The sequence below is a fragment of the Natronoarchaeum sp. GCM10025321 genome (assembly GCF_042663585.1).
Classification (GTDB): domain Archaea; phylum Halobacteriota; class Halobacteria; order Halobacteriales; family Natronoarchaeaceae; genus Natranaeroarchaeum.
This window is the reverse complement of the sequence record NZ_JBHTAN010000001.1, coordinates 286,697-312,351: the sequence shown is the minus strand read 5'-3', so window position 1 is coordinate 312,351 and position 25,655 is coordinate 286,697. Positions and strand designations below refer to the sequence as shown.

Sequence of the window (25,655 nt, the reverse complement as noted above, 5' to 3'; positions counted from 1 at the left end):
CCTTTGCTACCAAGAGGTGCGATAATGGACGAGGACGAGCTCCGCGACGGGTTACGGGAAGCCGGGCTTTCCCAGTACGAGGCCGACGCGTACCTCGCAGTGCTGGAGCGGGGTACAGCGCCCGCCGTCAAGATCGCCGAGCAGACGGGCATCCCGAAATCCCGGATCTACGATGTCATCGAGGACCTCGAACGCGACGACTACGTCGAGACGTTCGAGCAGGATTCGACGCTGTCGGCACGGCCGCGCGATCCCTCGGAGGTGATGTCGGACCTCCAGCAGCGCGCGAACAAGCTCGCGACGACTGCGGAGGCGATCGAGGATCGCTGGGAGCGCCCCGAGATCAGCGGCCACAAGATTTCGATCGTCAAGCGATTCGACTCCGTCGTCGAGCAGTTCAGAGCCGCGGCCGAGGACGCGACAAGCCGGATCCAGATCGCAGTCTCGCCGTCGCAGTTCGAGGCGGTCCGACCGGCGCTCGAAGACGCCATCGACCGCGGCGTGTTCGTCAAGCTCTGCGTGGCGACGGGGCTGGAGGATCCCCACGCCGTCGACGAGATGGAGTTCGCGGACGTTGCCACCGAGGTCCGCCACCGAACGCTCCCGGCACCGTTCACCGCACTGATCGACCGTTCACACACGTTCTTCTCCTCGCAGTCCCACCCGACCGATCAGTACGGCATTATCATCGACGATCTTACCCTGACGTACGTGTTCCACTGGTACTTCCAGGGCGCACTCTGGGGGACCTGGCCACACGTCTACGACTCAGTCGCGGAGGGCACGAAACTGGAGTATGTCAACGTCCGCGAGTGTGTCCAGGACATTGCGCCGATCGTCAACGACGAGACAGCGATCCCAGCCACCGTTAACGGGTTCGACCTCCAGACGGGCGAGGATGTCAACCTCTCGGGGGAGATCACCGAGATCATCTCGGCAGCCCCACCGAACGACGACGGCTCCCTGACACTGACACAGCTCGCCGGCCAGGCGACGATCGTACTCGAAGCCGACGGTCGGGAGTACGGTATCGGCGGCCGTGGTGCGACCCTCGAAGACATCGAGGCGACCCGGATCGTACTCGATCAGCCCGAGGGCTGGTCGGAGGAAGGGAACTGAAATGCGCTACGGACTCAACCAGGCCGGCTTCCCGTCCGACGAGTTCGAGGAAACCTGCTCGATTCTCTCCGCGACGGGCTACGACGGCATCGAACCGAACGTCGAGCGCGACGGCCCCCTGACGACCGAGGCGGGACGCCGAAAAGTAGCTGAGGTGGTCGAAACCCACGGCCTGGAGGTGCCCGCTATCTCGACGATCAGCCACTGGGAGTACCCACTCTCGAGCGCTGACGAGAAACTGCGTGAGATCGGTCTTGAGATCAGCCGCGACATGATCGACGCCGCGGCGGCGCTAGACGCCGAAGACGTACTGATAGTCCCTGCCGTGATCGAAGACGGCATGACCTACGACGCCGACTACGAGCGCGCCGTCCAGTCGGTTCGCAAGCTCGCCAGCTACGCAGCTGACTGTGGCGTCGGCGTAGCAATCGAGAACGTACAGAACAACTTCCTGCCCTCTCCCGACGAGTTCGCGGCGTTTCTCGACGACGTCGAGGACGCCGGCCCGGTCGGGGCGTACTTCGACGTCGGGAACGCGCTCCGTTCGGGACTACCGAGCCGGTGGCTGCATACACTCGATGGCCGCATCGCGAAGATCCACGTCAAAGACTGGCTCACGGACGCCCACCGGGTCACCTACCCGCCCCAGGGTGACGTGAACTGGGAGCGCACGCTTAACACCCTCGACACGATCGGCTATGACGGCTGGATCACCGTAGAGGTGCCGGCCTACTCGTCGTTCCCCGAGCGCATGCCCGCGGACATGCTCGACACTATAACGTTCCTCTTCGAGGACGAGGGTGACCGACGATGACCCGGACGATCGTCGTCGGCCCGCTGTTCGATGACGTCTGGCCGCTCGCGGCCGATCACCTCCGGGAGCTGTGGGCCGAGCGCGGCTCTGTCGAGTTTCGGCGCCTCGACGAGACACCGGATCGGCTCGTCGACGTCCTGGACGAACCGGGGGAGGTAACCGAACTCGCGGCGCTGGGCGTGCCAGTCACCGAGACTGACGCCGAGCAGCTCACCGCGCTGGAGTCGGCGTTCGTCATGACCGACTCGATGTACGCCGTCGACGGCGACGCACACGAGCGCCTCGAGAGCCGCGACGTCGCCGTCCATGACCACACCGACGAGGGGTTCTGGGCGCAGTCGGTTGCCGAGTTCGGCCTTGGCCTGACGATCGACGCCCTCCGAAAGATCCCACAAAAGCACGCCGGGATGATCGAGAGCCACGCCCCGTGGGACCTCGAAAAGCTCGACAACGAGGTGCCGGGCGCGAACGGCCATCAGTTCGCGGACGATCCCGCGTTTACGAACGGCACCGTCGCCGGCACCCGCGTCAGGATAGCCGGCGTCGGAAACATCGGCAGCACGTACGCCGACGCCGTCGACTCGCTGGGTGCGGACGTCGCAGCCTACGACCCCTACGCCGACGAGCCCTGTTTCCACCGCTCGGGTGCCGACCGGGTGCACTCGCTCGAAGCACTCGTCGAGGACGCCGAGGTGTTCGCGCCGACGGTCCCCCTGACCGACGCTACCGAGGGGCTGATCACGGCCGAGCACGTTCACGCGCTTCCCGAGGGCTGCGTTGTGGTCCTGATCACCCGCGCGGGCGTGATCGACATGGAAGCGGTCCGCGAGCGCGTCCTCGACGACGAGATTGCGCTGGCTGCCGACGTCTGGGACGAGGAGCCGCTGCCGCTGGACGACCCGCTGCTCGACCGGCACAACGTCGTCCATACGCCCCACATCGCCGGTCGAACGCGCGACGCCAACGAATCGTGGGCCAAACGCCTCGATGCTCACTTCCGAGCGACCGAGTGACACACGGCAATCGGTGGGCCTCGCGCTACCGAGCGACGCCGCGGTGGAGCACTACTTAGAGCGATCTTTGCGGACGGTCCGTTTTCTCCTCCAGAATATAGAGAATGCAATCAGCCGACTCGTAGACGCTGTTCGCGGACTTCAACCGTTCCAATTTTCAGTAGCTTTCAGTAGCACACCGTAGGAAACGGGTACACTGTTGGACGACTGGGCCACGTCCATCACTACCATCCGCATTCGACTCGGGCAAGGCGACAGCGGGCGCTATGACAGCCGACCCACCACCAGCGGTCGCCGCTACCTGTTCGGGTTCGTAGGCAACGATGCCAGCCCCGAACGTGAGCCGCGTGCCAGCGGAACGGCCAGCTAGCACGATTTCAGAATCCCCCGTATAGGAGGACGTGAAACCGTGGTCTAGCTCGTCCGTCTCGCTGAAGAACACGCGAGCCACGTTCAGCGCCCCGATGTAGTCGCGGTCGCCCTCAAAGCCACACCGGGCGTTATCACACCGAAAATGCCCGCCCCACCACTGTCCGTGGTGATGATCGGGTGACTTGCAGGTGTGACCGGTCGAGCCACACCGAGGACACGACCGACTCGTTCCCTCCGGGTAGACTCGCTCAACAGCGAGACCAGCACTCTCTGCCCGATACTCGATGTTCTCGATGATGTTCCGTCGTGCCCATGACGACAGCTCCCACGACAACGCGCCTTCGCCACTCGGCGGAGAAAGCGAGCGCAAATCCTCGTGAACTATCGCGTCCACGTCGTAGACGAGGGCGAGTGCGAGGACTTGGTTGGCCACGTCGTGTGTCAATTGCTCGCGCTTGTGTCGAATCTTGTTGTTCACCCGTTCGTATTCGCTCTGGATATGAGCGAACTCGTCAGTATGCGAGCGACCGTCACGGCGCAACGCGGCAAGGCGGTCGTTCAGGCGCGTTCGTTCACGGTGGAGTCGTCGCATCTTCTCGCGGTCAGTGAACTGGATGAACTGTGGCGTGGACAGTTGTTCGCCGTCGTCAGTCACCACCACGGCAGTCATGTCTTTTCGCATCCCGGCGTCGAGCGCCAGTACGCAGTCTGTGCCGTCAGTCGCCTCTGCGTGTTCAACTTCGACGGGGAACGAAAGTTCGTAGTAGGCGTCACCAGTTTTGCGACGAGACGGCTGGAACTCGGGAGCCGAGAGATCGCCGTAGGAAAGTAGATCGTGAAATGCCTCGTAGCCGTCGCGCTCGTACTCTGTCCACGACCAATCGCCCCGTGTCTCCGGTGAAAGTGTGTCTGGCGTTTTGAGTCGGATGGTCAGCGTCTCGCTACTGGAGTCGTACTGGTATTTGACGGCTTGGCCGCTGGTTGGGCCGTCATCCGCAGAGAACGGAAGTACTCCGTTGTCATACTCCGGGGAGTCCTGCATCTCAAGATACCTGTTTGGATACGTGCCGTGGCGGTCGTAGTAGCTGTTGAGTTGGTCGATGAGGATGTCCACGTAGCCTGACGAGAGGTAGTCGCCGCCCTCCCAGAGCTGATCTTTGATGCGACGACGGTGGATGCGTCGGATTTTGTGGTCGGGCAACACGCACTGGATGGACTGAAAGGCGTCTCGGCGGTCGGCGTGACTGCGGAGCGTTTCACCGACTTTCTGCAAGATGCACCGTCGAAACCGCGAGGGAAGATACAGGCCAAGTTCTTCGAACGGTTCGTGTTCATCGAAGTATTTCCACGCTTGATGCGATGCCTCGGAAATGCCGTCTAGATGGACTGGCGACCAGTGATCTTTGAGGACATGATTGGCGACACTCTGTGTGAGTGTTGCCAGTCGCTCGAATCGTTTTTTGTCCTCATCTGGGAGGCGAATCGGGAGCGAGAGGTGGTCACTCATCGGGTTTCACCTCGGATTCGACGGTGTTGACGATCTGTTGTTTTTTTGACGAACGCATACCGTAGAGTTTGCCGGAGAAGCTGGCGACGAGCTTGATGAGGTCATCAACGAGTTCTTCCTGTGCTGATTTGTCCGTCTCGTCTTCGATAACGGTGATGGTGGCACCGTAACACTCGAAGTACCGTTCGAGATACGAGAAGCCAAAGCGAGTAAGTCTATCTTCGTAAGTGACGAGAATGCGTCCATAGTTGGCTTCTCGTACGTCATCAAGGAGTGAGTTGAGGCCACGACGGTCTTCGTTGAGGCCACTGCCAACGTCGGTGTAGGTGTTTTCGACGCTCCACCCGTGTTCGTGGGCGTAGTCTGTAAGTCGGTCGAGTTGCCGGTCAAGGTCGCCGTTGTCTTTCTGGCCGTGACTGGAGACACGAGCGTAGAGTGCAACACGGTCTGTCGGACGAGTATCACCAGCAAGTCGACGGAGTTCCCGGTGTGGAATACGTCGTTCACCGCCCGGTGTTCGGGTGTAATCGAGGTCGTCGTTCCGACACCAGCGTTTGACGGTTTGAGCGTGAACACCGAGTTCCTCTGCGAACTCGCCAATTGAGTACGACCGTGGCATCTGATGTTACTGTTTACTACTGGTAGTTACTTATAGATACTGGGATCTGTAACAGTTACACTACCCCATCAATTCGCAATTTTATGCCAGCTAACCACGCGCAACAGTCGTTGGGCTGAATTTTGGAATACAGGGCTTTGTTGAAATCCTCTTCTTCAGACATATTCTCCTCCAAAACAGCTGTTCGCTGAAGACTGCGCATCTCGCAGTATGTCACCTACCGTCTCTGCAGAGGAATCGCGTAGCATGAGAGAGGATGTTTTACTGGGATCGCGTTGAGGAATTATTTTGTATCTTAAGCAGGAACGCGTCGCTTATGGTCCCCTATATCAGCGAGGTGCTGTTCAACGAGCCACAAGGCCGTCCTATGGCACTCTTTCAGTTCGGCGTGTCGCTTACTTTCTTGTGCATGTTCGTGTATGCTTGGAGCGTCGGCGACGCTGGCGAAACCCGGTGGTTACTATTTATTATCGTCGGAACTGCGTTGTCCGGAATCGCCGAGTCCCTCCCAGAGACCCAGCTACAGGCGGTAGGCGTACTCCGTTTCGCGGCAATCCTCGTTTTGCTGTGCGTCGTCGCCGCTCCCTTCTTCGATCTCGAATTTATTATCTGAGAATAATCCGCACGAGATTCAGAGAGAGAGCGACGTTCCAAAGCCGGAGAGGGCGATCAACGCAGCGGCGTTGATCCGGGTCGGTGCTTCGACAGCAGCCTCCAAAGCGATTCCGGCACCGTGGGAGATTCCAAGCATTGCCACGCTGTCGAGTCCCAGTTCGTCGAGGACCTCAACGACCCACGGCCCGAGATTGGCGGACATATCGACAGCCGTCTTTCCAGGTTGGCCTGGGGTATCCGGCGCGATGAGATAGTAGTCATCAGCCACCTTCTGTACCCAGGACAAGATCACCGGGGTCGTCACGTTGCCCCCTTGAAAGACGATCACTGGCTACGCGGAGGGATCACCAGCAGTGAGCAGGTGGGTCCGGCCGCCCGTCGAGTCTACACATTCGTCTGATACAGGGACGTTCAGGAGTGATTCGACCGAGCGATCGTACAGTGCATCGAACGACTTGGAGCCCTTTGGAACGCCAGGTTTGGCCGGCTCTGGACTGTCCTCAGTCACGTTTGCCGCCGCCGCTGGTCTCGGACCGCCGGTCGAACCCGTCATCAGACATCGCTTCGGTTTCACTCGGGGGAGCGGAGGACTTCGTCTCGGGAGATGTCGGCTCCCACCCCACATATCGCACCCACAGCGTGAGGAGACTCGGCAGTACGAACACTGCCATCACGAACGAGCAAAGCAGGGCTATCGCTACCAGCATGCCCAGCTGGCGCAACGGGGGGAATGTTGAGAGCGAGAGTGTGGCAAAGGCAGCAACCGTCGTGACAGTACTGCCGAGCAGTGCGCCGCCAGTCCCCGCGACAGCCGTTTCGAGCGCTTCCGCCACTTCCGCGTTCCCTCCAGTTCCTGTGCGAACCGCTCGCTGATGTGGATCGTATAGTCCGTTCCGAGACCGATGGCCAAACTCATGAGTAACGCTGTGAACAGCGTCAATGGCACGTCTAGCAAGAACATCGCAGCGAACACCCACGCCACCACCATCCCGATCGGAAGCACAGTCAGTGCGCCGAGACTGGCCGTCCCCTCCTTAACCCGGTACAGGACGATCATGAGAGCGAGGATGACGACCAGCGCGATGACGAGCGTCTGGAGAATGTTCTCCGTGAGCAGGTCAATTTGTACCTGGACAATGACGTCCTGACCGGTGGCAGTCGCAGTCACACCCGAAGCGTCGCCAGCGATGTCGGCGCTCTCCCGGGCCGCATTGCTCACACGACTGAAGTCGATCTCCTGGCGAGTCTCGACCACGGCGCCGATGCTGCTGGGGCGGCGTCAGCATTCGTCGACGCAAGCGATCGGGAGGCGTGGCTGTCGGAGATTGCAGAGTCGCTCACCGCAGAGGCGAACTCGTTCGACGACGGCGAATGATACCGGCCGGCGGGGTCGCTCCGGAGCGAGCAGAGATGACGGAGTATGTCGGGAGCTAAGCTAGCCCAGCGAGTGGCTTGACATCGATGAGACTCATGCGCTCACAGATACCCTTCGCCCCACCACTGTTCTCCCTGCTGGCGTCCGAATTCGGGTGGTCACATTGGCGCCTGCGGCCGCCGGGAATCCGATGGGCGACGGTTTTTGTACTGCCGCCTGCCCCTCAATTGTTCGCTCCAGCGAACCAGAATGGCTGAGGGCTGACATACATGGGCCTGCGGGCATCGCTCCACTCAGTGACGGCCTTGCTGTCGCTCTCGGTTCCGCTCGATCGCACCTGTCCACTGCACTCGGGGGGTTTGCTTGTCGTTGTTTTACACCGTGCCTTCTCGTCGAACGTCGTCTCGTAGGCGTCTCTGATTGTCATCGAGATGATACAGAAAGGGAATTACCCAAGCGACATTGTTCATTTCACGTTCTCGGCGGTGATACAGCCGCTATGCAGAAGTCGTACGGAATGCTGGCGGCGTCAAAAGTATATATGAATATGTACGCCTCATATAATCCATTTTATACATGCAAGTCTATTCCCTACTATGGTGTCGAATGACCAGATCCGGCTTGATTTCGTTTGTGTCCACAATGCAGGGCGGAGCCAGATAGCAGCCGCCTTCGCCGAGCGTGAGCGCTCCGAGCGAGATTTAGAGGATGTCATCGAAATACACTCTGGGGGGACAGAGCCGGGCGATACCGTTCACGAAGAGGTCGTCAGAGCGATGGGCGAGGTTGGAATAGATATCTCAGGCCGGAGTCCGAAATGGATCGCCGACCTTGACGACCTGAAGGAAACTGACTACTTGATTACGATGGGTTGCTTCATTTCGGAATTTGATCCTGCCCAGTATGGCGTCGAATCATATGAATGGGATCTCACTAATCCCGAGGGGCAGGACTTGGAAACCGTCCGCGAGATTCGAGACGAAATCGGACGTAGAGTAAAAACGCTGTTCGACGAAATCGAACAAGTTACTGAAGAGCGAGCGAATACGGACTCCTCAGGCAGCGTGGTCACGGCGATTCAGGATTTTCTGTTACCCTGAGTCAGGAGCAGTGACACTGCTTACATTGGCAGAACGATACACCGTCTGAACCGTATCTTAGTCGATTCGTCATCGGAAGACGAGTGACCGGGGGGTTGGTAACGAGGCTACACAGTCGCCCCGCTTTTATTGATCAGTCAGTCGTCGACCAACCATGCCAGTCGAGTCGAACGCGCCGGATGTACCGAGCGACAAGGACGCCATCCTCAGCGCGCCACACGACGAGGGCGCGAACGTCATGTTGACCGCGAACCGGTACGACGACCCCGAGCAGGACCGCCACGGGTCGATCATCGAGGAAACCTCCGCGTTTCGGTCGGATATCGAACTGTTCTACGACCTCCACACGCTGGCGTGGAACGCGGACGAGAGACACACGCTGGACGCCCGGGACGATGCCGTCGAGAGCGACATCTCGTTCGCGTCGAGCCGAGTCCCCGAGATAACCCTCGAGAACCGCTTCGAGGAGGCCGGATCGACCGGGACGCTCACGCAGCATGTCGTCGCAAGCGTCGACACCTGTGCGCTGCTGCTCCGCACTGACGCCGCGTTCGAGACGGTCGCAGAGCGAACGTTCTACACCGTCACCGACCTCGGAATCCAGGGCCACAACCACGAGGACCCGAACGCAGTCCAGGAGGCGTACGTCACGGAGCGCGATGGTGCCGAACTGGTTGTCGCAACGGACGGCGACCGGTGGCTAGCGATCGCACAGGACCACGACGGCCGCCGGGAGTTCGACGGCAACCGGATCGGCCACACCGGCGTATCGACGGGCCCGGGACGGAGCGCGTGGGCGGATATATACGAGGGGTCCGACGGGTTCATCGACGACACTGAACGGGGCGAGGGGAACCTCGATGTTGGTGTGGGACTGTACGTCGGCGAGACGGACGAGGCGTCCTGGCTCACCGGTGTCGGCTTCGGCTACGGGGCCGATGCGGCAGTCGAGCACGCGCTGACGGTCCTCGACCGTGGGTACGAGTCAGAGCGGAAATCGTTCGCGGACGCGTGGGAGACGTGGCACGCAACTGTCTCGGACGGCCCGACCGACGACTCCACGGTCAACGGCCTGTACGAGCGGTCGCTGACGGCGATGAAATCCGCACAGGACGGCTGTTGTGGCGTCATCGCGGGGGCGTTCAAGCCGATCGACATGACGTACAAGTTCATCTGGCCGCGCGATCAGGTGATCATCACGCAGGCGCTGATCGCGGCCGGCGCCGAGCAGGAGGCACGGCTTGCGCTTCGGTGGTTCGACGATAACCAGATCATCAATGATGTCGTCGACAGCCGGGGGATCAATCGCTACGGGACATGGTGGCAGAACTATTTCGTCACCGGCGAGCCGCACTGGCGGGCGCTCCAGCTCGACCAGGTCGGTGGGCCGATATACGCCCACTGGCTCGTCTGGCAGGAGACCGGCGACGACGACCTGCTGGCCACCCACTACGATATGTCGCGTCGTGCGGCGGAGTTCCTCCTCTCGTACGACAACCAGTACGGCTTCCCGGAGAAACACCAGGATCCGTGGGAGGAGATCTGGGGGCACAGCACCGAGGGCACCGCCGCCGCGATCGCCGGGCTTCGCGCGATGAGCGAACTCGCGGAGGCGCACGGCGACCCGACGTTCGCCGAGCGGTGTCGCAACCGAGCAAACGTCTGGGCGGAGAACATCGAACAGTACTGTTTCAAATCCACGCCGTACGGTGACGCGTTCGTCACCGCCGACAGCCCGGAGACCTCGTCCGACCCGCCGGCTGACGCCCGACCGGACGCCGCTGCGTTCATGGCTGTCTGGCCGTGGAACGTCGTTGATGCCGGCGATGAGACCATCTCGGCGACGCTCTCGCTCGCCGACGAGGAACCGTGGGTAGCGGGAGAGACGCCCTGTCTGGGCCGCTATCCCGGCGACCACTACACACCCACGGGGACCGCCGAGGATGGCGGGTGGCCACTGTGCGAGGCGTACGCAGACGTGGCCCGGTGGCTCGGCGGCAACGATCCCGATGCAGTCGCCGACCACGTGTTCGAGGATGCCATCGAGTGGACGACCAGTGCCGGCCTGCTCCCCGAGCGCGTCGACGGGAGCGGACGGGTCCGGTGGAACTCGAACCTCCAGTGGAGCCAGGCAGCGTACCTGCTGCTCGTCGAGAACCACGTTCGCGGCGAGCCGTTCGGGCTCGCGCCGGGCGAGCGCTCCGCCTGAGCCCGGGAACAGTTCCGAGGTCGGCCGTCGGTTTCGGTCCGACCGTCCTGTTCGAGTTTCCAGCCGAGGGCGGCCAGTCTATCCAAAACAGCACCGTTTTCGGTCCGGGAAGCGTACGGCGGGGCATGCGAGATTCGAACCGCGAGTGGGTGTTTGCCGAGCGTCCCGATGGTGAGCCGGATATGGACAGTTTCGAGCTGCACGAGGGCGGCGTTCCGGAGCCGGAACACGGTGAACTGCTTGTCCGGGTACGCTACCTCTCTGTCGACCCGTATATGCGGGGTCGAATGCGGGACGCTGAATCGTACGCGGAGCCGTGGGATATCGGCGAACCGCTGAACGGTGCTGTCGTCGGCGAAGTCGTCGAAAGCGAGAGTGATACCTACGATACTGGCGACCTCGTGACGGGCAACGGAACATGGGCGGACTACAGCCTCCTCGACGCTGACAGCGTCGCCCCCGTCGATCCGACTATCGCCGGCCTCCCCGCCTACCTCGGCGCGCTCGGAATGCCCGGTCGGACAGCGTACTTCGGACTGCTCGACGTGGGCGAGCCCACTCCCGGCGACACAGTCGTCGTGTCCGGTGCTGCCGGTGCAGTCGGCTCCGTCGTCGGCCAGATTGCGAAGCTAAACGGCTGTCGCGTCGTCGGCTTTGCGGGCTCCGATGAGAAAGTCGAGTGGCTCACCGACGAGCTGGGCTTCGACGCCGCAATCAACTACAAAGACGTCGACGACTATCGGGCGGCACTCGACGATGCCGCACCCGGCGGCGTCGACGTCTACTTCGACAACGTTGGCGGTCCGATCACGGATGCGGTCTTCACGAAACTGAATCTCGACGCACGGGTCGCTGTCTGCGGACAGATCGCTCACTACAACGCTGAAGACGTCCCGACGGGGCCGCGAAAGCTCCCGCAACTCATCGCATCTCGTGCGAAAGTACAGGGACTCCTCGTCAGTGACTACGCAACCCGATTCGAGCAAGCCAGCGAACAACTCGGTACATGGGTCGCCTCCGGCGATCTCACCCATCGCGAGACGATCGTCGATGGACTCGAGAACGCACCGGACGCGTTCCTCGGACTGTTCTCTGGGGACAACATCGGCAAGCAGGTCGTCGGCGTCTCCGAGTGAAATCGGTTGGATCAGATCCGCAAAGTGGTATTTAGGGCCGTGCAAGATCTGTGTCTGTTTTGTACGCTCCGGATCAGTGTGCCGAACTGCGATCAGGTAGCGGGTGATGGATACAGCGGCCGAACGGGCATGTATCGCCGACATCGATTTGAACGCGTGTTCCCAACGTGTTGTTGTGCTAGGACTCCGGTTTTTCATGTGTGGTGCGTGCGAGACGGTGTATGCGGACGTCGAGAGACCACCCCAGTGTTGCAACTGTGACGGCGAACCCGTCGAAGAAATCGGTCCCGGAACCCAGGCAGCCGACTACTTCACCGGACGCTGATCGGAAGGTCGGCTCACGGCCGTCCAGCAGTATATCTGTCCGTGGCACGAACCATGACGGGACGGCCATGAGTGAGACGACAGCCGATGCCGGGGAGAAAGTGTTTCACGTAGAGTGTCGCTGTGGAGAGGGGACGGTTGCGATTCCGATGCAACCGGACCGGTATCCGATCCTGGCCGACGACGCTCGATATCCGGCCAACCGGGACGATGCTCGCGCAGAACTACGAGAGAAGTACGGGGACTGGCTCGGCTTCGAGACGGCAACTGGAACCTGTGAGCACTGTCAGACGACGTGGGTCCAGGCCACTGCGACGGCCGTGGCGCGCGACCGGTACGCCGAGGACCTGGAGTTTCACCGGCCGCTCACCTGTCCGGCCTGTCATCACCGCTTCTCGCTGGCCCCCCAGTGTTATCCCACAGAGGACGACGTGGCCGATAAACAACTGGAGCCGTACACAGCCGCCGAGGTCCAGCAGGCTGGCGAGGAGTTCTACTCGCTGTACATGACCAAGGGCGTCGAGTGCCGGTGGAACGACCACTGCGAGGTCGAACGGTTCTACTTAAAAGGGCAACTCGGCAGCAACTAGAGACTGCCCTGAAACTTTCAGGAAGCGATGCGTTTCGGAGCCAGCAACCGCAGGACTGGATAACGCCTGGGTGCTACGAGAGGCCGAACTTCCCTCTTTCCGGAAACAGCCCAGATACACTTTTACAACTCGACGCGAAACACCTTCGATAGATGATCCGCGATGCTCGCGTCTTGCGTGCTGGCTTCGTTCCACGGGAAGTCGAGCATCGCGACGCCCAAGTGAACCACCTCTCGAGCGTCCTCGAACCGATCACGAACGGCGAACCGGCTGACACCGCGCTCGTCACGGGGCCCAGCGGGACGGGCAAGACCTGTATCTCGAAGTTCGTCACCGAGCGCCTTCGCGAGGAGGTCCTCGACGTCGAAGGGACCTACGTGAACTGCTGGCGGAACTACACTCGGTTTCGGGCGCTCTACCAGATCCTCGACGATCTGGGGAAGACCATCGACATCCATCGGCAGTCGACCCCGCACGACGAACTGATCGAACGGCTCCAGCAGTACGACGGGCCCCGAGCCGTCATCATTCTCGACGAGGTCGATCAACTCGAGGATCCGGGCGTCCTCTACGATCTGCACAGCCTCCCACAGTTTGCGATCATCTGTATCGCCAACAAGGAAGAGGAACTGTACAGCCGCGTCGACGACCGGCTCGTGAGCCGCCTGCGCTCGAGCGAGCACGTCCGGATGGACAAGTACCACGACGAACAGCTCTACGACATCCTGGCCGCCCGCGCGAAGTGGGGGCTCGATCCGGACGTCGTCGACGACGACCAACTCTATCGCATCGCGGACGCCGCCGCCGGCGACGCGCGACTCGCGATCGGGATCCTCCGAACGGCAGCCAGCACGGCCGACCGCGAGAATCACGAACGCATCACAGACGGCCTCCTGCGCGACGCCGCAGGCGATGCACGCGCCCAGATCAGACAGAAGAGTCTCGACTCGCTGACCCCACACCAGCAGGTGGTCTACGAGATCGTTCGCGAGCACGGCCCACTGGGCCCGAGCGAGATCCACGACCGCTACTCCGAGGAGATCGACGATCCGCGAACGAAGCGAACCATCCGAACGTATCTCTCGAAGATGGCCCAGTACAACCTTCTGGAAGCGGCGGGGACGAGTCGGGATCGGGAGTACTCGCTCGTCGACTCGACGGCTACCTCGCAGTAGTGGAGAGGCGTTATTGAGTGGAAAAATAGCCAATTCTAAATTAGCGGCCTTGTTGAAATCCTTTATTGATGATAGGTTTCAGCAATTTTGCTGAATGCACAGCGATTTTCCGAGGTAATTGACTGCTGATGGAATAACACTAAGACAATACAGCCGAGTTTTCTTCCCATATGAGGGGTCTTACACAGGAAGAAATGGACGAGGTACTCGTTCGACAAGGGATTGGTGTCCTCGCAATGGCTGAAAGTGCGCACCCATATGCGATTCCAATGTCTTTTGGATACGATTCCGAGAAACCAGTGTTCCCAATGCAATGGGGTGGTGGATACGAAGGTCGGAAGAATCGAGTTCTTGAATCGAATCCGAATGTCTGTCTCACTGTGTACGAACAGGATGCTCAAGACGAGTCGATCTGGCGAAGCATTATCATCACGGGAGAATTATACGAGATTCCGGAAGAGGAGGAACAGCAAGCATACGCAAGTATAGCGTCGAATGCTCAGTTCCCACCTGACCTTGGAGTGTGGGGAATTCCGTTTGAAGACGTTGAATTCCGCCTGTTTGGATTGGAGGACACGGATTGTACAGGGCGTGAATTTTCCACGGAATACGAGGAGTGGAATGTTGAGACACCCGAGTAGATTTCACCGGGAGGAGGAGTGACTTCCGTTCCGCAGTACATTCATCTGGCGGTAGTGCTGTGCTATACCTTCTCTCAATATTTAGCAGTCTGTTTCTCTCGGAATCATGGACATTCGCCCCTTTCGTGTGAAGTGGCGAGGCTTCGCTCCAGATTGTGGACGATACACTTTATAACGAGTTCGCGGAACTGCTTCCACCAGCGTCGTGACCGGACGAACGCACCGTACTTCCGCTTGAGCGTTGAGTTAACCGTCTCTGATTGACTCCGCTGGCCGTAGAGATTAGTGTCTAAGCGCGCGTTCCATGCCCGATGGAGTGGCGTGAACTCACGATGCTTAATCAGTGGCCGAACCTCGTGTTGCCGGGCAAGTCGCCTGATTTTCTGGTCGTCGTAGCCCTTGTCACCGAGCAGAATGTCAATATTCTCAGGATTGCGCTTGATCAACGACGGAGCAATCTGGCTATCGTGTTTCCGAGTCGTCGTCACGTGTAAATCGAGAATCGCGTTTACCTTCGCATCGACCAGCAGCGTCATCTTGAGCTGCTGAATCGTAAGTTCAGCGCGTTTTGTGTAGTGTTTCGAAGCGTGACTGCGGTCAAACCCTGATGCATCAACTCCAACAACTCCGCTCGTCGGAAGTAGCGTCGCTGAGAGAGTCAATATGATACGCCATACGGCCATATCAAGTCGATTGAATGCCTTACAGAGCGTTGATGGCGTAGGAAGCTCGGCTAGCCCGAGAACACGACGGATGCGTGGCATCTCGATCAGTTCGTCAAGCAGGCCACGATAGGTTGTGTTCTTCCGAACTTTGAGACACAACAGAACAACGTGTTGCGGGAGTGTATAGCGGTGTTTGGAGAATTTCGAGGAGTATCGAGAGACTGCTCGGCGTGCCAGATGGATCGCTTTCTCAGTAAAACGAAGAATCTGCGACTTCGGGAGGGCCTTCATCTCGTCGAATTATGCGGCGAACATGTAACTCTCTGAGGATTTCAACAGAGCCAAATTAGCCTATTTTAGAATAGGCTATTCTGAGATAGGCTATTCCAGATTAGTCTATCCGGAAGTATTATTTCCGGGCGAACGAACGCAGAGATACTTCGTGAATCGGGAAGAGGAGCTCTCGCGGCTACGAGGGTGTTACGAATCTGACGATGCCGAGATAGTCGTTATTTTCGGCCGACGGCGTCTCGGGAAGACTCAACTCGTCCAGCACTCGCTTGCTGACCGTGACGACGCCGTCGTCTATCAGGCTACGGAAACCACGTCGCAGATACAACTCGACGAGTTCGTCGATGTCGCCGCCGAGACGTTTCCCGGGATCACGGAGATCAAACAGAGCTGGGAATCCCTCCTGGGGTATCTCGGTGAGCAGGGCGGTATCGTCGTCCTCGACGAATTCCCCTCCCTCATCGATGCCGACGAAAGCCTTCCATCAGGTATCCAGCGCCTGTGGGACCAGCGCTTCCAGAACACGTCAGGAACACTTGTCCTGGTCGGGTCGTCGATCAGTATGATGGAGGAAGCGACGCTACTGGGGAACAGTCCCCTGTACGGACGGTTCACGGAGAAACTCGATCTCCGGCCGCTCGGCTTCGCCGCTGCCCAGGAGTTCCTTCCCGACGATTACGCTCCCGAAGAGCGTGTTTTTAGGCTTGCGGCTGATCGAACGGGAGGTCCCGGATTTTGTCAGTCAGGAATTCGAGAGACTTTGCCAGAATGCCCTGCCGAGGCTATACCCGGAGGAGACGTTCCTCGATATCGGTCGATGGTGGTACAACGAGTACGAGGTTGACGTCGTCGGAGTCACTACAGACGGCACGATGGTCGTCGGGGAATGCAAGTTCATCAACTCGCCGCTCGACTACAGCGCCCTCGCCTCACTCGAAGAGCATGCTGCAGAGAGCCGAGGGACGCCGGAGACCGGCGACACCGACACGGAATACGCGTTATTCACCCGTAGCGGGGCAACGCGGTCCGTACAGGAAGCCGTGTCCGAGCGGGACGATCTGCAACTGTTCGACCTGGATACCGTTACCTCCGCGTAGCCCGTGTAAATCGGGGTTGCCGAAAGGTCAAACCGAGGTTTGATCTTTGAGAGCATTTATTTCTGGACCGCCACAAGGATTTGACATGAACCGACGACAGTTTCTCGCAACGGCGGGAAGCGGGAGTGTTGCAGTGACGGCTGGCTGTTCCTCGATTCTCGAAGATGCAGGTCCGTTCCACTTCGGCATCACCAACTGGCGGGAACGGGAGTACACAGCCGAACTCACGCTCCGCAAGAACGACGAGGAGAAGCTAATCGACGGCCGGGTCGACATCGCCGCGAACGGCCCCGATCACGAGGACCCACCGGGGGTCCACCTGCAGGAAGTGACACAGGTGAAAAACGGCGACGCCATTAACGCCCGAGTGATCCTCGACGGCGAAACCTATCGGGGTCGCTACGAGGTAACGTGCAACCAGCGCGAGAGTTCCAAGAACAACTTCTTCTTATATATCCACTCCAGTGAAAGTGAAATGGGGATAGAGTTCGGCGGCAGTGAGTGTGGCGTATAGGACGGGACATTCAAAGCCGAATCTTGATCGGACAGATTTTTAGACTGCTCGATACAGACCTGTACTGCCCAATTGTACGACCTGAATTCAGGCAGGGCTTGGTCCGAAACATGCACTCTGTATCCAGTACGGCTTCTGAAATATATAACTTAGTGAGGATTTCAATACGGCAGGAACAGCCGATTTTGAAACACTCTTTTCGGAAGCAGTTCGGTCTCGGTGGTGAGGTGAATTGCCTCGGGGTCAGGTGGTTCGAGAATCTTTGATTCTCGTCATCACGGTAATCTTTGATTTCCGTAGGACCACGAGGCACTCAGCCTGCTCCGCCTGTAGACTACGTCCCCGGCGAGGGGTAACAACAAAGCCGGATGCAGACGAAGTCGAACGTATGCCCTCCAGACGAGCGCTATCGATCAGTCTCGCTCTCGGCCTGGTGCACGCGGGAGGACTCCTCGTCGTTGCCGCCGGGCTTGGATACGATGTCGGCCTATCGAACTATTCGCTTCTCGGAGTCGGCTGGCGATACGGTGGCCTGGTCGTCGTGGCGGCGGTTCCAGTATGGCTCGCGATGCGACATCGCCTCGTCACACCCGTCCTCGCGCTGCTCCTCACGACTGGATACGTCCTCTGGATGGAGCTTACACCGCCGGGCCCCACCTTTCGCGACGTCGCCGAACTCGAGGGGCTTGCCGAGCCAACCGGCATCATGGTGGTGGAGAACGGCCTCTACATCGTGCGCTACATGGTCAATGCGTCAGTCTGGACGGTCGGGTTCGTGTTCCTCGCGGTCCTCGAGTACGTCGTCCGGAACACGTGGGAGCCGCTTCCGTCGGTACCCGAGGCCGTCTCGTGGCTGTCGATTCCCGCTAGCCAGCGGCGGGCGACCGCGATCGCTGCTGTGGGTGGACTAGTGCATGCTGCGGTAATGACCTGGTTTGCCGCCCGCCTCGGGGTGACGCTTTCGGGTGGCTTCGAGTGGTTGTTGTTCCTGTTCGGTGCTGTCGGAATGTGGATACTCGCGGCTGTGCCGCTCTATCTCCTGGTCCGTCATCAGCTAATTGCGCCGGCGACGCTACTGGTGCTGTTTATCATCCTCGACGTCCGGGCAGAGTTCACAGCGAGTGTGGAGGACCCCCACGCACTCTACTTCGGGGCCTGGTTCCTGTATCTGGGCATCCTGCTCATTGCGGGAGGGATAGAGGATGGTCTCCGCCGTCTCAACATATACGAGCGATTGACTCCGGGAGCGCAGTAGCGCCGACCTCTCATCGACTGCTCCCGTCCGACATCGTCGACGAGCGGCATGGCTCGAAGCCAGCGGTCTACGTGGGTCGGAGTCGTGACAGTCCATTCCGAGAACCGTTTTCGGAAACACCCTACCGGGCTACAGAAACACGGCGGTAGTGCCGTAATCGGCCCTCACGACAGTGTTTCCAGAAATCCGGAAACGACACACCGCGGCTTATCGGGGCTGTGGGCATCTAGTGGAGTATGCACGAAAAGTCCCAATCGACGCCGAGCCGACTGGCAGTCGACCGACCGACTCGCGGAGCGGATCGCAATCAGGACCTCGTCGACCGCGCCGATCCGGCAAGCGAGCACCGGTTGCTTCCCTCGCTCGACGACGGGATCACGCTTCTGGACGTCGACGGCGGGCGAGGCGTCCCGGTACTCCAGTCGCTCGTTCTCGACCATCTACTCCTGCACGATGGGCCTGCGTTCTGGGTCGACGCGAACGGCCACGCGACCACGACTACGCTCAGCCGGATCGCACCCAGCCGGCGGCTGCTCGACCGCATCCACGTCGCCCGCGGCTTCACCGCCTACCAGCACTACGGCGCGGTCTGTGACCTCCCGACAGCGGTGAATCAGTCTATCCGGGAAACGACCGCTGCCGCCGGACGACATCGACGACCGCCCGACCGTGACGAGGGCTCGTCGCCGCATACCCCCTCGCTCATCGTCGCGCCAGCCGTCGACGCGCAGTATCGGGGCGACGACACGCTCGGGGCGGCACACGCGGAAACGCTGCAGGCGCGGACGCTCGCACGGCTGGCCAGTTACGCCGACGGCTACGACGTGCCGGTGCTCGTCACTCGCAGTAGCGTCGACGAGTTCACCGAACCGGTCGCAACGGCTGCCAATCAGCGTCTGGAGTGCGAGCAGACCCGGATGGGGCCCCGGTTCGTCGGCGACGAGTTCGAGACGCTCGTCTATCCTGTCGACGGCGGGGCGTACTACCAGACCACGTTCGCCTACTGGCGGCAACTACTCGACGCCCGGGCAACGCAGGTCGGGGTGGAGCCGGCGAGACCCTCTGGGAGGGAGGAAGCCGGGGGCGTCGGCACGGGTGTAACGGCTGCCGGCGAGACAGCGACGCTCACGGCGAACCCGTTACTCGACGCGTGGACCGCAGCGGGAACTGGAGGGCGGTGACGATGGGCCGAACCAATCCGACGTATCGGGACGCATTGCGGGCCATCGAGGAGCGCTGGGCGACGTTCCGGCGAGCGCTCCGGCGTCGCGACCAGCCCCGCTTCGATCAGCTATTCATGTACGCTCGCGAGCACGCCGACGCCAGCGGGCTGTTGAACCACCAGAACCCGCTCCTGCCGGCGCTTCTCAGCATCGACCTCGAACAGGAGACACGGCTGGATGCCCACGACGAACGGCTCGACGACCTGGAGGAGGCGCTCGAAACGGTACGCGACCGACAGGAACGCACGGAGGACCGAACTGACCGGCCCCCGCGATGACACGACTGGCGACCGTCGCGTTCGACATCGAGACGACCGGCTTCGGGACGACGGACCGGCTGACGGTCGTCGGCTTCGACGCAGCCATCAGCTCCCGCGTGTTTCTCAACACCGACGGTGAGACGTGTCCGCCAGATCTCGAACAACGGATCAACAACGAGGTGGGAACCCCCGTATCGTTCTCGGTGCACGAGAGCGAGTACGCACTCCTGAAAGCGGTCGCCGCCTTCGTCGAGTCGACGCTCTCCGACCGGGAGATCAAACTCGTTGCGTACAACGGCGAGACGTGGAACGGCGGCTTCGATCTCCCCTTTCTCCGGACGCGACTCAACTACCACGACCTCGGCTGGCCGTTCGAGGACATCCCATACATCGAGGCGATGGAGGTCTTCGAATCCCGATTTAACACGACGGAAAACGCGCTCGTGGAGGTCTACGACGAACTCCTCGGGGACGGGCTAAGTGACTTCGATCCGTTCGAGGACAGCGCGGAGGCCGTCGACACCTGGGAGGCCGGCGAGTTCGAGGCGGTCGTACTGCACAACGTCGCAGATATCCGCCGAACGCGGGCGCTGATGGATCTGGCCGAGCGCTACTGCTCGAAGTCTGACTTCTCGATGAAATCGCTCGACCCTGTGGTAGATAGCTGAGTCTTCGATCTGTGTCCGAATCGGGGAAGTGACCGTGTTGTCTGTGCGACGTCGATCGTCGCCGCGGCACCGCCGACGAGCCGGAGAGAAACCCCAATACGGGATTGAGAGGGGTTGTGAGAAACGAACAAAACGAACGAAACGAATAGAACGGGCAGAATGATCGGTATGATCACTGACCCGTTCCGGAGCGGAGTTTCACGCTCCGAAACTCTGCAAGTACGCTTTATTTGTTGTCGTCGTATCCCATGACGAGATGGGCCAATCAACGAGCGCCAGTGCAACTACTGGAGACGGCATCTCGGGTATCGTTGGAGTAGTCGCGGACGCACAGACGTACAAGAACCTGCTGTACCTCATGCTTGCCTTCCCCCTCGGGCTGGCATACTACGTGCTCCTGACGGTTGGATTCGCGCTTGGCCTCGGGCTGTCGGTGCTGATCGTCGGGCTAGGCATCCTGCTGGTAACGGTGATCGGACTCCGCTACATCGCCTCGTTTGAGCGCGGTCTCGCGAACGCGCTCCTCGGAACGAACATCGCGGCTCCGGATGATGTCCAGAAAAGCGGGGAGGGTATCGTCGGAACTGTGAAGGCGTATATCCAGGCCGCCTCCACGTGGCGAGGGCTGGGCTTCGTGGCTCTCAAGTTCTGGATTGGCATACTCTCGTTTATTCTCCTGGTCACCTTCCTCGGAACGGGCATCGAACTGATGCTGACGCCGGTGTTCCCCGACGGCGCGTTCAACATCACGGTCGGCAGCTGGGAGGTCGCACAGAGCATCGAGACCACGACTGAACAGGCGGTTGCAGTGCCCGCTGGGGCCCTGCTCGCACTCGCTGCCCTCCATATTCTGAACGCGTTCGCCGGGGCGAACGCCTCTATCGCATCGGCCCTGCTGGGGGCGGAGAATACGGAGACTGCCGAACAGACGGGGTAACAGTTCCAGGGGGGAGTCCCTCGCTCACTTCCAGGGAGTGCCGACGACTTCGGCCTGAATCTCGTGACCGACGCGCAGTCGACAGTCGGAGTCGGGCGTGGCGATACAGGGCAACACGTACCCGGCGTCCAGCGAGCGGGGTTTCAGCGCTCGCGCGGGCTTCTGGTGGGACACGTCGCCGTCGAGCAGTGCTGCGGTGCAGGTGCCACAGGCACCGTACAGACAGCCGTACGGAACCGCCACGTCGGCCTCGTTCGCCGCGTCGACGACAGTCTCGTCGTCCCCGACTCGCAGCGTCTCGGTCCGCCCGTCCGGCCAGACGAGTTCGACGGCGTGGGTGGCGGCCATCTACTGCCAGACGTCGCTCGTGCAGTCGCCGCCAGGCCAGCGGATCTCGTGAGCGCGTGCGGGTCCACCCGGCGCGTCGCCGAAGTCGACGAGGAACTCCTCGTCTAGTTCCATCCGTCCCTCGTCGGGATAGACGTCGGCCTTGAGCATCAGCGACCCCTCGTCAGCGATGTCCGGGAAGAACTGGTTGTCCCACGAGGAGAACAGCGACGTCGTCCAGTAGAGTCGCCGTCCGTCCCGGGACAACTGGAGCATCTGCGGTGCGCCGCGAATCTCCTCGCCCTGTACCTGCTGTCGGTCGCCGAACAGGCCGCCGGCCCACACCTGATCGACCAGTCGCGGATTGGCCGCGTCACTCACGTCGTACATCCGCACGTCACCGTGGAGCCAGTTCGAGAAGAACAGGTACTGGTCGTCCAGCGACAGCAGGATATCCGTGATGAGCGGTGGGACTGGCATGTCCCAGTCCTCGTGTTCGCGTGGCTCCTCGTCGATGACGACGTCCCAGTCCCAGGAGCCGTTGTCTTCGTAAAAGCGGATGATGTTCGAGGACAGCGCCGCTCCGACGTATCCCTGCGTCTCCTCGGGGTTGTGACTCATCCGAACTTCGAGCGGGATCTGGCCCTGCTCGCCGAACTCGAGCGTCTGGAGATGCTCGCGGTCGTCCCACGACCAGATGTGAATGCTGTCGCCGTACTCTCCTCCTTCGACGTCTTCGAGGTCGAAGCCCGGATAGTACGTGTTCGGCGCGGCCCACTCGCTGGAGATGAGAACGTCGTGCCGGGGCTGGTACCAGTAGTCGTAGTTCATCTCCATGTCGCCACGGTCGGCCTCCCAGTGGCCGTCGATGCTGAAGTCGTCCTGGTCTAACTGGAGGAAGCCACCGGGGAGTTCGCCCTCCGCGTCACCGAGCATGCTGATAACGACCTTGCCGCCGGGGACACAGTGGACGGTGTGCGGTGCTGACAGGTCGTGTTCGAACACTTCCTCAGGTTCGATGACTTTCACCATCTCGGGGTTGCGCGGGTCCTCCGCGTCGATGATGTGGATTCGCGAGGACCGCTGGCCGGGGACGACCAGATACTGTCGAGACAGCCCCTCGGCGTGACAGGACGACGAGCAGGCGTTCCAGCCGAAGTGGTGGAGTTCGTCGCCCCTGTTGGGCATCTCGACTGTGTCGATAAGTTCACTGTAGGTGTCCGATGTCGGATCGAGGTCGACGATGCCGACGAAGTCGGGTCCGGCGTTCTCCATGCCGACTCGTGGTGCCATCACGTAGGCCGTCTTCTCCCGACCGCTCTCGGTTCGCATTGCCGCCGGCGTCGGATACCCCGGCCCCTCGACTTCATGGTGTTCGTGATCATGATCCTCCGTACTGTGGGTATGTTCGTCGGTGCTCATCCCAGTTGAAATTCGAGTTTAATATAATTAATAATGTGGGTGTTTTGCGGACGCGACGTCGGTCCATGGCTGGCACACTCCCCGTAGCTGTTGATTCCGGAAACGTGGAAGCGACACGCCAGCACTCATCCGGAACAGTTCTCTACTGCATGATATGTGCAAGGAGTCCGGGGGGTCATGCCGTTCACGATAGATTTTCTCGACGATGGCCGTGTCCTCGAATGGGCGGCGACGGCCGACGGCGCCGTCGCAACCGAGTGTGACAGCTACACGCCGCGATTCTACGTCGCACCCAGATCACCCGATGCCGCCGGCGATATCACGAGGCTCCAGCCAGTGTACGAGCGCCATCCTGACGTCGTCAGCACCGAAGTGCTCGACCGGCGTCCCGGCTTCCGTCGCGACGACGAAGCGGTACTCGCCGTCGACGTCGACCACATCGACCGGGTCACGTCGCTGGCCCGGCAGGCGCGCCAGCTATCGACGTCGCCGGTCGGGGATCTCGCCTGCTTCAACGTCGACCTCTCCCGGGAGTTTCGGTACTGTCTGGAGAATGGACTCGATCCGACGCCAGCGGCGGACCTGTCCACGCTCCGACTGGGTGTGCCGATGACCGAAACGGGTGGTGACACCTACACGGAACTCTCCGTCGGCGGCGAAAGCGTCGTGGGACCACCGGAGGACATCCTGACCGCGGTCCAGGCGGCACTCGATATACACGACCCGGATATCCTGATCTGCTCGACGAGCGAGATCATCCCGACGCTGTCCGAAATGGCCACGGACGCCAACGAGGGGTTCTCGCTGAGTCGGTGGCCCGGCGTCGACTACCAACGGCTCGCGAGTCGGTCGACGTATTCGAGCTACGGCCGCGTCGGCCACTCCCCCGCCCGGTACAACGTGCCCGGCCGGGCGATCATCGACGAGTCGAACACGTTCTTTTACGGCGAGACGAACCTCGACGGCGCGCTCGATCTCGTCTCCCGATCAAAAAAGCCAGTCCAGGAACTCGCATGGGCGTCAATCGGCAACGTCCTCACCGCGATCCAGATCTGTGAGGCCCACGACCGCGGCGTGCTGGTGCCGTGGAACTCCTGGCGCCACGAGTTCTACAAGCCGATGGGAACGCTCCACGACGCCGACCGCGGCGGGTTCATCTTCGCCCCCGAGGTCGGCCTCCATGAGGACGTCCACGAACTCGACTTCTCCAGCCTCTATCCGAACATCATCTGCACGCGGAACGTCTCGCCGGACGTGATCCGGTGTGACTGTCACACGGGTCGCAACGACGTGCCCGAACTCGGCTACTCGATCTGTGACGAGCGGGGCTACCTCGTCGACGTCCTCCAGCCGATCATCGACGCTCGCGACGAGATCAAGGCCGAGATCCGTCGCGAACAACAGCGTGAGGAGCCCGATCAGGAACGGCTCGCAGAACTCGACGGGCGCTCGGGCGCGCTCAAGTGGATCCTCGTCGCCTGCTTTGGCTACCAGGGGTTCAGCAACGCCAAATTCGGCCGAATCGAGTGCCACGAGGCGATCAACGCGTACGCTCGCGAGATCCTATTGACCGCGAAACAGCGCCTGGAGGCCGGCGGCTGGCGCGTCGTCCACGGCATCGTCGATTCGATCTGGGTGACGCCGGATCCTGACGTCGACGACGATGACCGCGAGGATCTCGACATCCTCGCGACGGCGATCACGGAGGCTGTCGAGATACGGCTCGAACACGAAGCCCACTACGACTGGGTGGCGTTCGTCCCACAGCGCGACAGCGACGCCGGCGCGCTGACGAAGTACTTCGGCAAAGTCGCCGGTGAGGACGAGTTCAAACTCCGCGGGATCGAAGCCCGACAACGGTCGACCCCGTCGTTCATCGAAGACGTCCAGCGGGACTGTCTCAAAATTCTCGATGCCACGCGGTCACCGGACGCCGTAATCGGGCGTCTCGAACGAGCAATCAACGAACTACAGGCGGACACCGTAGCAGTGGAGCGACTCGTCGAGCGAAATCGTGTTTCCAAGCCGCTGGAAGGCTACTCGCAGAATACCCAGAACATGGCGGCCTTAAAACGGGCTCGGGAGCAAGATCTGGCAGTCCACCCGGGGCAGGATATCGAGTACGTGGTCGTCGACGACGAGAAATCGACTCGTGCCCGTGTCGCGCTGGCTCACGAGGACGTCAAGACCTACGACGCCTCGTACTACGAGACCCAACTCGTCAGAGCCGTCGAGAGCCTCCTCTCATCGCTAGGGTGGGATCGGACGGAGATTCGTCGGGAACTCGCTGGGACCCACGAGACGAGTCTGGCGGCGTTCACCAGGAATCGCTCTTATGTAGAATTGCGGAAAGACCGTATAGTTACACTAAACCGACGCTAATTTGG

General features: G+C 60.8%; 25 protein-coding genes and 2 pseudogenes. 19 read left to right on the top strand and 8 right to left on the bottom strand.

Translation table 11 applies throughout. The features are described 5' to 3' along the window. Positions 1–24 precede the first annotated feature (24 nt). From ACFQL3_RS01445 to ACFQL3_RS01435, 3 genes are read left to right on the top strand one after another with little or no spacing between them, the layout of a single operon-like run. Complete coding sequence (locus ACFQL3_RS01445) at positions 25–1,119, top strand: TrmB family transcriptional regulator (protein ID WP_377050761.1); 1,095 nt, start codon at positions 25–27, stop codon at positions 1,117–1,119. Position 1,120: 1 nt separating this feature from the next. Further along, positions 1,121–1,933 carry a sugar phosphate isomerase/epimerase family protein gene (locus tag ACFQL3_RS01440; RefSeq protein ID WP_377050759.1) on the top strand — a complete coding sequence of 271 codons (813 nt, stop codon included), beginning with the start codon at positions 1,121–1,123 and terminating at the stop codon, positions 1,931–1,933. After that, complete coding sequence (locus ACFQL3_RS01435) at positions 1,930–2,946, top strand: NAD(P)-dependent oxidoreductase (RefSeq protein ID WP_377050757.1); 1,017 nt, start codon at positions 1,930–1,932, stop codon at positions 2,944–2,946. Before ACFQL3_RS01440 ends, ACFQL3_RS01435 begins: the two co-directional genes overlap by 4 nt. 157 nt (positions 2,947–3,103) lie before the next feature. On the opposite strand, the gene ACFQL3_RS01430 is transcribed toward ACFQL3_RS01435, so the two are convergent. Together ACFQL3_RS01430 and ACFQL3_RS01425 are read right to left on the bottom strand one after the other, a co-directional pair. Continuing rightward, positions 3,104–4,825, bottom strand: a complete 1,722-nt coding sequence (locus tag ACFQL3_RS01430) for a zinc ribbon domain-containing protein (protein WP_377050755.1) — start codon at positions 4,823–4,825, stop codon at positions 3,104–3,106. Further along, positions 4,818–5,444 (bottom strand): IS607 family transposase, encoded by a 627-nt coding sequence (locus ACFQL3_RS01425; RefSeq protein WP_377050753.1) that lies wholly within the window; start codon positions 5,442–5,444, stop codon positions 4,818–4,820. The genes ACFQL3_RS01430 and ACFQL3_RS01425 overlap by 8 nt, the downstream gene beginning before the upstream one ends. A gap of 316 nt (positions 5,445–5,760) precedes the next feature. Here ACFQL3_RS01425 and ACFQL3_RS01420 point away from each other — a divergent pair, with 316 nt between their 5' ends. Beyond that, on the top strand, positions 5,761–6,057 hold the full coding sequence (locus ACFQL3_RS01420) for a hypothetical protein (protein ID WP_377050751.1): 297 nt from the start codon (positions 5,761–5,763) through the stop codon (positions 6,055–6,057). 18 nt (positions 6,058–6,075) lie between these two features. On the opposite strand, the gene ACFQL3_RS01415 is transcribed toward ACFQL3_RS01420, so the two are convergent. The 3 genes and pseudogenes from ACFQL3_RS01415 to ACFQL3_RS01405 form a co-directional block, all read right to left on the bottom strand. After that, complete coding sequence (locus tag ACFQL3_RS01415) at positions 6,076–6,387, bottom strand: alpha/beta fold hydrolase (RefSeq protein ID WP_377050749.1); 312 nt, start codon at positions 6,385–6,387, stop codon at positions 6,076–6,078. 172 nt (positions 6,388–6,559) lie between these two features. Then, the gene (locus ACFQL3_RS01410) at positions 6,560–6,892 is read right to left on the bottom strand and encodes an MMPL family transporter (RefSeq protein WP_377050747.1); all 333 of its coding nucleotides are present in this window, start codon (positions 6,890–6,892) and stop codon (positions 6,560–6,562) included. Between the two features lie 71 nt (positions 6,893–6,963). Continuing rightward, a pseudogene (locus tag ACFQL3_RS01405) lies at positions 6,964–7,227 on the bottom strand (RND transporter); the annotation flags it as partial. On the opposite strand from ACFQL3_RS01405, the gene ACFQL3_RS01400 reads away from it, so the two are divergent. The 7 genes from ACFQL3_RS01400 to ACFQL3_RS01370 all read left to right on the top strand — a co-directional run bounded on the left by ACFQL3_RS01400 (position 7,183) and on the right by ACFQL3_RS01370 (position 14,609). After that, positions 7,183–7,434, top strand: coding sequence for a hypothetical protein (locus ACFQL3_RS01400; RefSeq protein WP_377050857.1), 252 nt, complete (start codon positions 7,183–7,185; stop codon positions 7,432–7,434). The pseudogene ACFQL3_RS01405 and the gene ACFQL3_RS01400 overlap by 45 nt on opposite strands. Before the next feature lie 596 nt (positions 7,435–8,030). Continuing rightward, complete coding sequence (locus ACFQL3_RS01395) at positions 8,031–8,534, top strand: low molecular weight phosphatase family protein (protein ID WP_377050745.1); 504 nt, start codon at positions 8,031–8,033, stop codon at positions 8,532–8,534. 154 nt (positions 8,535–8,688) lie between these two features. After that, positions 8,689–10,743, top strand: coding sequence for a glycoside hydrolase family 15 protein (locus ACFQL3_RS01390; protein WP_377050743.1), 2,055 nt, complete (start codon positions 8,689–8,691; stop codon positions 10,741–10,743). Positions 10,744–10,868: 125 nt separating this feature from the next. Then, the gene (locus ACFQL3_RS01385) at positions 10,869–11,879 is read left to right on the top strand and encodes an NADP-dependent oxidoreductase (protein ID WP_377050741.1); all 1,011 of its coding nucleotides are present in this window, start codon (positions 10,869–10,871) and stop codon (positions 11,877–11,879) included. Positions 11,880–12,271: 392 nt separating this feature from the next. After that, the gene (locus ACFQL3_RS01380) at positions 12,272–12,793 is read left to right on the top strand and encodes a hypothetical protein (protein ID WP_377050739.1); all 522 of its coding nucleotides are present in this window, start codon (positions 12,272–12,274) and stop codon (positions 12,791–12,793) included. 152 nt (positions 12,794–12,945) lie between these two features. After that, a complete protein-coding gene (locus ACFQL3_RS01375; protein ID WP_377050737.1) occupies positions 12,946–13,968 on the top strand; it encodes a Cdc6/Cdc18 family protein in 1,023 nt (340 codons plus the stop codon). 194 nt (positions 13,969–14,162) lie between these two features. Further along, complete coding sequence (locus ACFQL3_RS01370; RefSeq protein ID WP_377050735.1) at positions 14,163–14,609, top strand: pyridoxamine 5'-phosphate oxidase family protein; 447 nt, start codon at positions 14,163–14,165, stop codon at positions 14,607–14,609. A gap of 104 nt (positions 14,610–14,713) precedes the next feature. On the opposite strand, the gene ACFQL3_RS01365 is transcribed toward ACFQL3_RS01370, so the two are convergent. Continuing rightward, on the bottom strand, positions 14,714–15,565 hold the full coding sequence (locus tag ACFQL3_RS01365) for an IS5 family transposase (RefSeq protein ID WP_377050733.1): 852 nt from the start codon (positions 15,563–15,565) through the stop codon (positions 14,714–14,716). A gap of 151 nt (positions 15,566–15,716) precedes the next feature. Here ACFQL3_RS01365 and ACFQL3_RS01360 point away from each other — a divergent pair. From ACFQL3_RS01360 to ACFQL3_RS01330, 7 genes and pseudogenes are all read left to right on the top strand, one after another. Beyond that, positions 15,717–16,662 (top strand): annotated as a pseudogene (locus ACFQL3_RS01360) (ATP-binding protein). An 85-nt stretch (positions 16,663–16,747) separates the two neighbouring features. Further along, positions 16,748–17,176, top strand: a complete 429-nt coding sequence (locus tag ACFQL3_RS01355; RefSeq protein WP_377050731.1) for a hypothetical protein — start codon at positions 16,748–16,750, stop codon at positions 17,174–17,176. 388 nt (positions 17,177–17,564) lie between these two features. Continuing rightward, positions 17,565–18,431: a hypothetical protein gene (locus tag ACFQL3_RS01350; protein WP_377050729.1), complete on the top strand. Its 867-nt coding sequence runs from the start codon at positions 17,565–17,567 to the stop codon at positions 18,429–18,431. A 236-nt stretch (positions 18,432–18,667) separates the two neighbouring features. After that, positions 18,668–19,612 carry a hypothetical protein gene (locus tag ACFQL3_RS01345; protein ID WP_377050727.1) on the top strand — a complete coding sequence of 315 codons (945 nt, stop codon included), beginning with the start codon at positions 18,668–18,670 and terminating at the stop codon, positions 19,610–19,612. Positions 19,613–19,614: 2 nt separating this feature from the next. Continuing rightward, entirely contained in the window at positions 19,615–19,932 is a 318-nt protein-coding gene (locus tag ACFQL3_RS01340; RefSeq protein ID WP_377050725.1) for a hypothetical protein, read from the top strand. Next, the gene (locus tag ACFQL3_RS01335; RefSeq protein WP_377050723.1) at positions 19,929–20,582 is read left to right on the top strand and encodes a hypothetical protein; all 654 of its coding nucleotides are present in this window, start codon (positions 19,929–19,931) and stop codon (positions 20,580–20,582) included. Before ACFQL3_RS01340 ends, ACFQL3_RS01335 begins: the two co-directional genes overlap by 4 nt. A gap of 256 nt (positions 20,583–20,838) precedes the next feature. Beyond that, the gene (locus tag ACFQL3_RS01330; protein WP_377050721.1) at positions 20,839–21,519 is read left to right on the top strand and encodes a sensor domain-containing protein; all 681 of its coding nucleotides are present in this window, start codon (positions 20,839–20,841) and stop codon (positions 21,517–21,519) included. Between the two features lie 24 nt (positions 21,520–21,543). On the opposite strand, the gene ACFQL3_RS01325 is transcribed toward ACFQL3_RS01330, so the two are convergent. Further along, entirely contained in the window at positions 21,544–21,867 is a 324-nt protein-coding gene (locus ACFQL3_RS01325) for a 2Fe-2S iron-sulfur cluster-binding protein (RefSeq protein ID WP_377050719.1), read from the bottom strand. Further along, a complete protein-coding gene (locus tag ACFQL3_RS01320) occupies positions 21,868–23,268 on the bottom strand; it encodes a selenium-binding protein SBP56-related protein (protein ID WP_377050717.1) in 1,401 nt (466 codons plus the stop codon). It lies immediately after the preceding gene. A 177-nt stretch (positions 23,269–23,445) separates the two neighbouring features. Here ACFQL3_RS01320 and ACFQL3_RS01315 point away from each other — a divergent pair, with 177 nt between their 5' ends. Then, on the top strand, positions 23,446–25,650 hold the full coding sequence (locus ACFQL3_RS01315) for a type B DNA-directed DNA polymerase (protein WP_377050715.1): 2,205 nt from the start codon (positions 23,446–23,448) through the stop codon (positions 25,648–25,650). Positions 25,651–25,655: the final 5 nt, after the last annotated feature.

Coding starts and splice junctions, on each gene's coding strand:
- ACFQL3_RS01445 (WP_377050761.1), top strand. CDS start 25: ATGGACGAGGACGAGCTCCGCGACGGGTTACGGGAAGCCGGGCTTTCC.
- ACFQL3_RS01440 (WP_377050759.1), top strand. CDS start 1,121: ATGCGCTACGGACTCAACCAGGCCGGCTTCCCGTCCGACGAGTTCGAG.
- ACFQL3_RS01435 (WP_377050757.1), top strand. CDS start 1,930: ATGACCCGGACGATCGTCGTCGGCCCGCTGTTCGATGACGTCTGGCCG.
- ACFQL3_RS01430 (WP_377050755.1), bottom strand. CDS start 4,825: ATGAGTGACCACCTCTCGCTCCCGATTCGCCTCCCAGATGAGGACAAA.
- ACFQL3_RS01425 (WP_377050753.1), bottom strand. CDS start 5,444: ATGCCACGGTCGTACTCAATTGGCGAGTTCGCAGAGGAACTCGGTGTT.
- ACFQL3_RS01420 (WP_377050751.1), top strand. CDS start 5,761: ATGGTCCCCTATATCAGCGAGGTGCTGTTCAACGAGCCACAAGGCCGT.
- ACFQL3_RS01395 (WP_377050745.1), top strand. CDS start 8,031: ATGGTGTCGAATGACCAGATCCGGCTTGATTTCGTTTGTGTCCACAAT.
- ACFQL3_RS01390 (WP_377050743.1), top strand. CDS start 8,689: ATGCCAGTCGAGTCGAACGCGCCGGATGTACCGAGCGACAAGGACGCC.
- ACFQL3_RS01385 (WP_377050741.1), top strand. CDS start 10,869: ATGCGAGATTCGAACCGCGAGTGGGTGTTTGCCGAGCGTCCCGATGGT.
- ACFQL3_RS01380 (WP_377050739.1), top strand. CDS start 12,272: ATGAGTGAGACGACAGCCGATGCCGGGGAGAAAGTGTTTCACGTAGAG.
- ACFQL3_RS01375 (WP_377050737.1), top strand. CDS start 12,946: ATGATCCGCGATGCTCGCGTCTTGCGTGCTGGCTTCGTTCCACGGGAA.
- ACFQL3_RS01370 (WP_377050735.1), top strand. CDS start 14,163: ATGGACGAGGTACTCGTTCGACAAGGGATTGGTGTCCTCGCAATGGCT.
- ACFQL3_RS01365 (WP_377050733.1), bottom strand. CDS start 15,565: ATGAAGGCCCTCCCGAAGTCGCAGATTCTTCGTTTTACTGAGAAAGCG.
- ACFQL3_RS01355 (WP_377050731.1), top strand. CDS start 16,748: ATGAACCGACGACAGTTTCTCGCAACGGCGGGAAGCGGGAGTGTTGCA.
- ACFQL3_RS01350 (WP_377050729.1), top strand. CDS start 17,565: ATGCCCTCCAGACGAGCGCTATCGATCAGTCTCGCTCTCGGCCTGGTG.
- ACFQL3_RS01345 (WP_377050727.1), top strand. CDS start 18,668: ATGCACGAAAAGTCCCAATCGACGCCGAGCCGACTGGCAGTCGACCGA.
- ACFQL3_RS01340 (WP_377050725.1), top strand. CDS start 19,615: ATGGGCCGAACCAATCCGACGTATCGGGACGCATTGCGGGCCATCGAG.
- ACFQL3_RS01335 (WP_377050723.1), top strand. CDS start 19,929: ATGACACGACTGGCGACCGTCGCGTTCGACATCGAGACGACCGGCTTC.
- ACFQL3_RS01330 (WP_377050721.1), top strand. CDS start 20,839: ATGGGCCAATCAACGAGCGCCAGTGCAACTACTGGAGACGGCATCTCG.
- ACFQL3_RS01325 (WP_377050719.1), bottom strand. CDS start 21,867: ATGGCCGCCACCCACGCCGTCGAACTCGTCTGGCCGGACGGGCGGACC.
- ACFQL3_RS01320 (WP_377050717.1), bottom strand. CDS start 23,268: ATGAGCACCGACGAACATACCCACAGTACGGAGGATCATGATCACGAA.
- ACFQL3_RS01315 (WP_377050715.1), top strand. CDS start 23,446: ATGCCGTTCACGATAGATTTTCTCGACGATGGCCGTGTCCTCGAATGG.